5 protein-coding genes are annotated in these 6732 nt (G+C 65.4%); 2 read left to right on the forward strand and 3 right to left on the reverse strand.

Annotation, left to right across the window (positions count from 1 at the left end; all coding sequences use genetic code 11):
* Positions 1-18: 18 nt before the first annotated feature.
* The 3 genes from ACK1U9_RS18995 to ACK1U9_RS19005 form a co-directional block, all read right to left on the reverse strand.
* The gene (locus ACK1U9_RS18995; protein WP_046615412.1) at positions 19-1287 is read right to left on the reverse strand and encodes a carbohydrate porin; all 1269 of its coding nucleotides are present in this window, start codon (positions 1285-1287) and stop codon (positions 19-21) included.
* A gap of 128 nt (positions 1288-1415) precedes the next feature.
* Positions 1416-3833 carry a glucose/quinate/shikimate family membrane-bound PQQ-dependent dehydrogenase gene (locus ACK1U9_RS19000; protein ID WP_449110090.1) on the reverse strand — a complete coding sequence of 806 codons (2418 nt, stop codon included), beginning with the start codon at positions 3831-3833 and terminating at the stop codon, positions 1416-1418.
* A 206-nt stretch (positions 3834-4039) separates the two neighbouring features.
* A complete protein-coding gene (locus ACK1U9_RS19005) occupies positions 4040-4390 on the reverse strand; it encodes a cupin (RefSeq protein ID WP_196183592.1) in 351 nt (116 codons plus the stop codon).
* A 117-nt stretch (positions 4391-4507) separates the two neighbouring features.
* Here ACK1U9_RS19005 and ACK1U9_RS19010 point away from each other — a divergent pair, with 117 nt between their 5' ends.
* Together ACK1U9_RS19010 and ACK1U9_RS19015 are read left to right on the forward strand one after the other, a co-directional pair.
* Positions 4508-5413, forward strand: coding sequence for a LysR family transcriptional regulator (locus tag ACK1U9_RS19010; protein ID WP_196174427.1), 906 nt, complete (start codon positions 4508-4510; stop codon positions 5411-5413).
* A 105-nt stretch (positions 5414-5518) separates the two neighbouring features.
* A complete protein-coding gene (locus ACK1U9_RS19015; RefSeq protein ID WP_085599019.1) occupies positions 5519-6718 on the forward strand; it encodes an MFS transporter in 1200 nt (399 codons plus the stop codon).
* Positions 6719-6732: the final 14 nt, after the last annotated feature.

The raw sequence follows: 6732 nt of genomic DNA on the forward strand, positions 1-6732 counted from the left end.
GCAGCCCCAATCAAGATTTCAGAAGGTAGCCTTGACCTGCAGGCCAACCACCAGCGCGTTGTCGATATCCTTCCCGGAGAACGCACCCGGTTCGATGATGTACTGCACATCCGGGCGCAGGTTCAGCCACGGCGTGGCCTGGTAGCCGTAGCTCAGCTCCACCAACTGCTCGGCGCTGTCGATATCGGGGAACTGCTCCCCGGCATTGAACGCGGCATCTTCCAGCACGTCGCGGCTACGCGGGTTGGGCACGGCACGGCCATAGCCCAGCGCCACGGTATCCTTCGGGCGGCCTGCGAACGGCTTGTACAGCACCACGCCAGCGCCATACCACTTGGTGAACGGCGAGGCGGCCTTGCTCGACGCCGAGTACTGGCCGAAGGCATGCAGGCTGCGGCCCGGCAAGCCCTGGTCGTTCCACACGGCCTGGTCGACCAGCAGGTAGTGGCCGCCGCGGCCGGACACTTCCTCGTCGCTGCCGATGCGCTTCACATCGGAGCTGTCGTAGTAGTAGCCCAGTTTGTACTCGCCGGGCAGCTCGCCCTGCAGCTTGTACACCAGCTCTACCGGTACCACGGTGCCGGTGGTGTGCTTGGGACCCAGGTGCCAGGCGCGGCTGGAATTGCCGTTGCTTTCCGGGTCGACGTTGAACGCCGCCACACGCAGCTGCCAGGACGGCGACAGGTCGTACTTCACCCGCACGCCCAGGTGGGCATTGGGGTAATTGGTCCAGCCACTGCCGCCAGACATGTTCAGCGGGTGGCCGCAGAAGCCGGCGTTCATGAAGTTGCACAGGATGCCACTGTCCAGGCCGCCGAGGTCGTTGCCCATGGCCATGTAGCCGAGCTTGACGTTGAGTGCCGGGGTGAACAGGGTGCGCTCGTAGCTCAGCTCGGTCAGGCGGGTGTACAGGCCGCCGAAGTTTTCCTGGATCGGCAGCCGGTTGCCCACCAGGTCTTCCGAGGCGCTGTTGCCGCGGCGGTCGTTGATGGTCAGCTGGACCTTGCCACCGTTGTCCAGGCCGTACAGTTTCGACAGGTCGAATTGCACACCCAGTTTCAGGTTTTGCGAGTAGCGCGCCGAGCGGTGCAGGCCACCGTGGGCGTTGTAGGCGGTTTCGCCGCTGTAGTCGCCGGTGAACTTGACGCCGTCTTCTTCCAGCTGGTGACGCAGGCCGCCCCAGTCACCGGTCAGGGTGCTGCGGGTCATCAGGTCGCCGTCGGCCAGGGCGGTGCTGCTGGCCAGGGCCAGCAGCAGGGTGGGGGTGATGCGAATTGCGGATGGCATTGCTGAATCTCGGGTTGTCTTCTAAGGCCTCTTCGCGGGTGAGCCCGCTCCCACAGGATTTTCACTGCCCTTGCAAACGGTGCAGTTCCTGTAGGAGCGGGTTTACCCGCGAAGGGGGCGACGCGGTGTTACGGCAAGGCGTAAGAAATCACGTAGTCGCCACGGTCAGTCGACTGGCGCGCGCCGCCAGCCGTGATCACCACGTACTGCTTGCCGGTCTTCGGCGAGACGTAGGTCATCGGGCCGCCCTGGCTGCCAACTGGCAGGCGGGCCTTCCAGATTTCGTTGCCGTTGCTGCTGTCGTAGGCGCGCAGGTAGAAGTCCTGGGTACCGGCGATGAACACCAGGCCACCCTGGGTCGACAGGGTGCCGCCAAGGGTCGGCAGGCCGATCTTGATCGGCAGGTGCATGCGGATGCCCAGCGGGCCGGTGTCCTCGACGGTACCCACCGGTACCTGCCACGCCACCTGGCGGGTCTTCATGTCGATGGCGGTCAGGGTGCCGAATGGCGGCGCCTGGCACGGAATGCCGGCCACCGACAGGAAGCGGTTCTTGTTCACCGCATACGGGGTGCCCTTGAGCGGTACTGCGCCCATGCCGGTGTTCAGCGCTTCGCCTCCGGAAGCGGCACTGCCTTTGTTCTGCGACGGGATCATCTGGATCCACAGGCCCAGGCGCATGTCGTTGACGAAGATGAAACCATGTACCGGGTCGGTGGAGATGCTGCCCCAGTTCATGCCACCCAGCGAACCCGGGAAGCTCAGCGACAGGTCGGTGCCCGGCGCGGTGTACAGGCCGTCGTAGCGCATTTTCTTGAAGTCGATGCGGCACAGCAGCTGGTCGTACGGGGTTGCGCCCCACATGTCCGATTCGGTCAGGGTCTGCGCGCCGATCTGCGGCATGCCCACCGACTTCGGCTGGGTTGGCGAGTATGGCTCGTTGGGGATGTTGCCTGGCTTGACCGGTACTTCGTCGACCTGGGTCAGCGGCTTGCCGGTGGCGCGGTCGAGCACGTAGATCTGCCCGGCCTTGGTGCCGATTACCACTGCAGGTACCGACTGGCCGTCGTCCTTGGTGAAATCGATCAGGCTCGGCTGCATCGGCAGGTCGAAGTCCCACAGGTCGTTGTGCACGGTCTGGAACACCCACTTCTGGTTGCCGGTGGTGGCGTCCAGGGCCAGTACCGAAGCGCCATAGGTGTGGTCCAGCTTGCTGCGTTCGACACCGTAGATGTCGGTGGACGACGAGCCCATCGGCAGGAACACGGTATTCATCACCGGGTCGTAGGACATCGGGGCCCAGCTGTTGGGGGTGCTGCGCACATAGGTGCTGTCACCCTGCGGCGCCTGGCGATCTTCCGGGTTGCCGGGGTCGAAGGCCCAGCGCATTTCACCCGTGATCACGTCGAAACCACGGATCACGCCGCCTGGCATGTCGGTCTGGACGTTGTCGGCGACGCGGCCGCCGACCACCACGGTGGTACCGGCCATCAGAGGTGCCGAGGACAGCTGGTAGTAGGAGTCCGGCACATCCCCCAGGCCGGCCTTGAGGTCGACCTGGCCGTTGTTGCCGAAGCCCTGGCAGAACTCGCCGTTATCGGCGTCGACGGCAATCAGGCGGCCATCGATGGTGTTGGTCAGCAGGCGACGCTGGCAGTTGGCACCGGCCGGTACGCTGACCGCGGTGATTGGCGAGCTGTTCGGCTGGGTCGGCTGGGCGATGGCGGCAGTGGCGTCGAAGTAGGCCATGCCACGGCAACGCTGCCAGACCTTGGACTGGGCGTTGATCGCGTTCTTCCAAAGCTCCTTGCCGGTGTCGGCATCGAGGGCGATCAGGTTGTTGTGCGGGGTGCAGATGAACACCTTGTTGCCGACCTGCAGCGGGGTCAGCTGGTCTTCGGCACCGTTGCCGTCGCTGAGCGCCACGTCACCGGTGTGGTAGGTCCAGGCTACCTTCAGCTTGTTGACGTTGTCGCGGTTGATCTGGTCCAGCGCGGCGAAGCGGCTGCCACCTTCGGTGTTGCCGTAGTGGGCCCAGTCCTTCTGCGCCTTGTCGGCTTCGACCGGGGTCATGCCCGGGCCTTTGCCGGTGGGGGCGACACTTGGGTGGGCGACGAACATGTTGCCGGCGGCGATCACCAGCAGCACGGCCATCACCCCGGCAACGCCATAGGCACCGCGGCCGGCGCTGGCGCCATTGGCACGGGCCAGCAGCGGGTAGACCAGCGCCACCACCATGCCGATTGCGCCGAACATGAACAGGCGCGAGAACAGCGGCCAGAACACCAGGCCAGCATCGATCAGCGCCCAGATGGCAGTGCCGACCAGAAATGCCGCGTACAGCCAGGCGCCAGCCGGTTTGCGGCGAGCGATGAGGACGCCGGCGATGGCCATGGCCAGGCCGCCGATCAGGAAGTACCAGGAACCGCCCAGGCCGGCCAGCTTGACGCCGCCCGCAGCCAGGAGGAGGCCGAGCAGGGCGATGATCACGCCCAGGCCGACCAGGATGATGTTTGTGGCGCCAGAGGCGCGCGGGGTTTCTTTCATGCCAGGGATCTCAGCAGGTGGAATGCGCGCAGTGTAATCTCTTAGCTTGCTAATTAACAAGTTGGTACATAATTTTGTGGGGCGGATTGTCGCAGGGCTGAACTGTGCACTGTGTGGCTAAAAGTCTAGATCATGCGTTTAAAAATGCAGTAAACAGGATGTTCATGTCGGGTGGGTGACCCGCGTTCGATTTTCAATGACCGGATTCACGCCGGCCACGGAGTACTGCTGCTGTAGAACACCGCGAGCCAGATGGTGGCGGTGCCGGGGGCGGTCCATTCCACACGGTGGCGATAATGCGGTGGGATGTCCAGGCAATCGCCCGGCGCCAGCAGGCGGGTGTGGCTCTCGTGCTCGAAGCGCAGGCCGGCGGCACCACTGAGCAGCACGATCCATTCGCCTTCGGCCTGGTCGTACCAGAAACCGGGCGGGCTGGCCTGGCCGCTGGAGACGATACGTTCCACGCGCACGCCCGGGCGGCTGAGCAGCTGGTCGACCCATTCGGCGCTGGTGGGATCGCAAGGGGGAAGGGCAGTCAGCAGGTTGGTCGGGATCATGGAAAACCTCGTTTGAAAGGGGGTGGTTCCACTATGGACGCAATTGCCGTATGCCGCGCTTCTTGACCGGCCCGGCTGTTTGTAAGAACTTTCCGGGATTTGGAAGACGGGCAACAAATGGACAAACTCCTGGCGATGAAGATGTTCGTGGCCACCGTCGATGCCCAGGGCTTTTCTGCTGCCGCACGCCGGCTCGGGCTGGCGACATCGTCGGTGACGCGCCTGGTCGATGCGCTGGAAGCGGCGTTGGGCGCCACCTTGCTCAACCGCTCCACCCGCCAGGTCAGCCTGACCGAGGCCGGCGCCCGGTATTACCAGCGCGCGCGGGGTATTTTCGAGGCCCTGGACGAGGCCGATGCCAGTGTCGCCGACCGGGGCGAGGAGCCTGTCGGTGTGCTGCGGCTGTGCTTGCCGGTGGAGTTCGGCAGGCGGGTCATCGCCCCGCACCTTGGGCCGTTTCTGGCGCAACATCCGGCTCTGGAGCTGGACATCGACCTCAGCGACCGCCTGGATGACCTGCTTGACGGGCGCTATGACCTGTCGATCCGCCTGGGCGACCCCTCGCCCAATGACGAGCTGGTATGCCGCCAGTTGGGGCGCTTCCAGCGCTGGCTGGTGGCCAGCCCGGGCTATCTGGCCGGGCGAGACGCGCTGGAGCATCCGCGGCAGTTGCTCGGGCACGCCTGCCTGCGCTTTCGCTACGGGCAGAAAGGGCGCCCCTGGCGCCTGGCCCGTGGGCAGGACAGTCTGGAACTGGATGTGAGCGGGCCGTTGCGCAGTGCCAATGCCGACATGCTGCGCGAAACCGCACTGGCGGGCAGCGGCATCGCGCTGCTCGCCGACTGGCTGGTGCAAGAGGATGTGGCGGCCGGGCGCCTTCAGCGGCTGTTCCCCGATTGGCAGGTCAGCCCCGGCGCGGCCAATGACAGCATCAACGCCCTGTACCTGCCCAACCATCGTGGTTCGCGGCGGGTGAATGCCTTTATCGACTTTTGCGAAAACCTGTTGCAGCGCGGCACCTAGTGTTGCGCAGTGTGCAAAGCCCTGTTGCGCCAGCGCTGGATTCTCGCCTGAAGAACGTCTGGGTATGGTGGCCAGCATATTCCAGCCATTGCCGAGGACACTCGCATGAACCCTTCCCTTGCCGCGGCGCAGCCTGCAGCCACCGGCCTCAGCCGGGCCTTGGTCGCCCTGCTGGCTTTCTGCTGCGGCGCCATCGTCGCCAATATCTACTACGCCCAGCCCATCGTTGGCCTGATCGCCCCGGACCTGGGGCTGTCCACCGAGCATGCCAGCCTGATCGTTTCACTCACACAGCTGGGCTATGCCCTGGGCCTGCTGTTGCTGGTACCACTGGCCGACCTGTTGGAGAACCGCCGCTTGATGGTGGCTACCGCCGTGCTGGCCTGCGTCAGCCTGCTGCTGGCGGGTACCAGCAGCAGCGGCCAAGGCCAGCTGTTCCTCGGCTACGCGCTGCTGATCGGTTTCAGTTCCGTGGCGGTGCAGATGCTCATCCCGCTGGCGGCGCACCTGGCGCCGGAGCAGCAGCGTGGGCGGGTGGTCGGCAACATCATGGGCGGCCTGCTGCTGGGTATCCTGCTGGCGCGGCCGTTGTCCAGCCTGGTGGCCGACTACTTCGGCTGGCGTGCGGTGTTCATTGGCGCTGCCGGGGTGATGCTGGCGATCATCCTGCTGCTGGCCCTGACCTTGCCGCGGCGGGTGCCCGAGCACAAGGCCAGCTATGCCGGCCTGATGCTGTCGCTGCTCACGTTGCTGCGCCGTTATCCCTTGCTGCGCCAGCGCTCGCTTTACCAGGCGTTGATGTTCGCGGCGTTCAGCCTTTACTGGACGGCGGTGCCGATGGCCCTGGCAACCGAGCATGGCCTGTCGCAGAGCCAGATCGCGGTATTCGCCCTGGTGGGCGCGGTGGGCGCCGTTGCCGCACCCATGGCCGGCCGCCTGGCCGATGCCGGGCATGCCCGGGCCGGTTCACTGCTGGCGTTGTTGCTGGCGCCAGCGGCACTGTTGCTGGGGCTGACGGTGCCAGGCTACAGCGTGATCGGCCTGGGCCTGACCGGCGTGCTGCTGGATTTTGCGGTGCAGATGAACATGGTCATAGGCCAGCGTGAAGTGTACGCGCTGGACCCGGCCAGCCGCGGGCGGCTGAACGCGGTGTACATGACCAGCATCTTCCTGGGTGGGGCGCTGGGTTCGGCGGTAGCCAGTGCGGTGTTCAGCCAGTTTGGCTGGCAGGGTGTGGCGCTGGTGGGGGCGGGGTTGCCGGGGGTGGCCTTGCTGATATTCCTTGTAAAGGCGCGTCGGGGTTGAACGGTAGCGCGGTC

It is taken from the genome of Pseudomonas sp. XP1 (assembly GCF_053557675.1).

What these genes read in the sequence shown, in the direction of transcription:
- ACK1U9_RS18995 (WP_046615412.1), bottom strand. Translation starts at nt 1,287, where the DNA reads ATGCCATCCGCAATTCGCATCACCCCCACCCTGCTGCTGGCCCTGGCC.
- ACK1U9_RS19000 (WP_449110090.1), bottom strand. Translation starts at nt 3,833, where the DNA reads ATGAAAGAAACCCCGCGCGCCTCTGGCGCCACAAACATCATCCTGGTC.
- ACK1U9_RS19005 (WP_196183592.1), bottom strand. Translation starts at nt 4,390, where the DNA reads ATGATCCCGACCAACCTGCTGACTGCCCTTCCCCCTTGCGATCCCACC.
- ACK1U9_RS19010 (WP_196174427.1), top strand. Translation starts at nt 4,508, where the DNA reads ATGGACAAACTCCTGGCGATGAAGATGTTCGTGGCCACCGTCGATGCC.
- ACK1U9_RS19015 (WP_085599019.1), top strand. Translation starts at nt 5,519, where the DNA reads ATGAACCCTTCCCTTGCCGCGGCGCAGCCTGCAGCCACCGGCCTCAGC.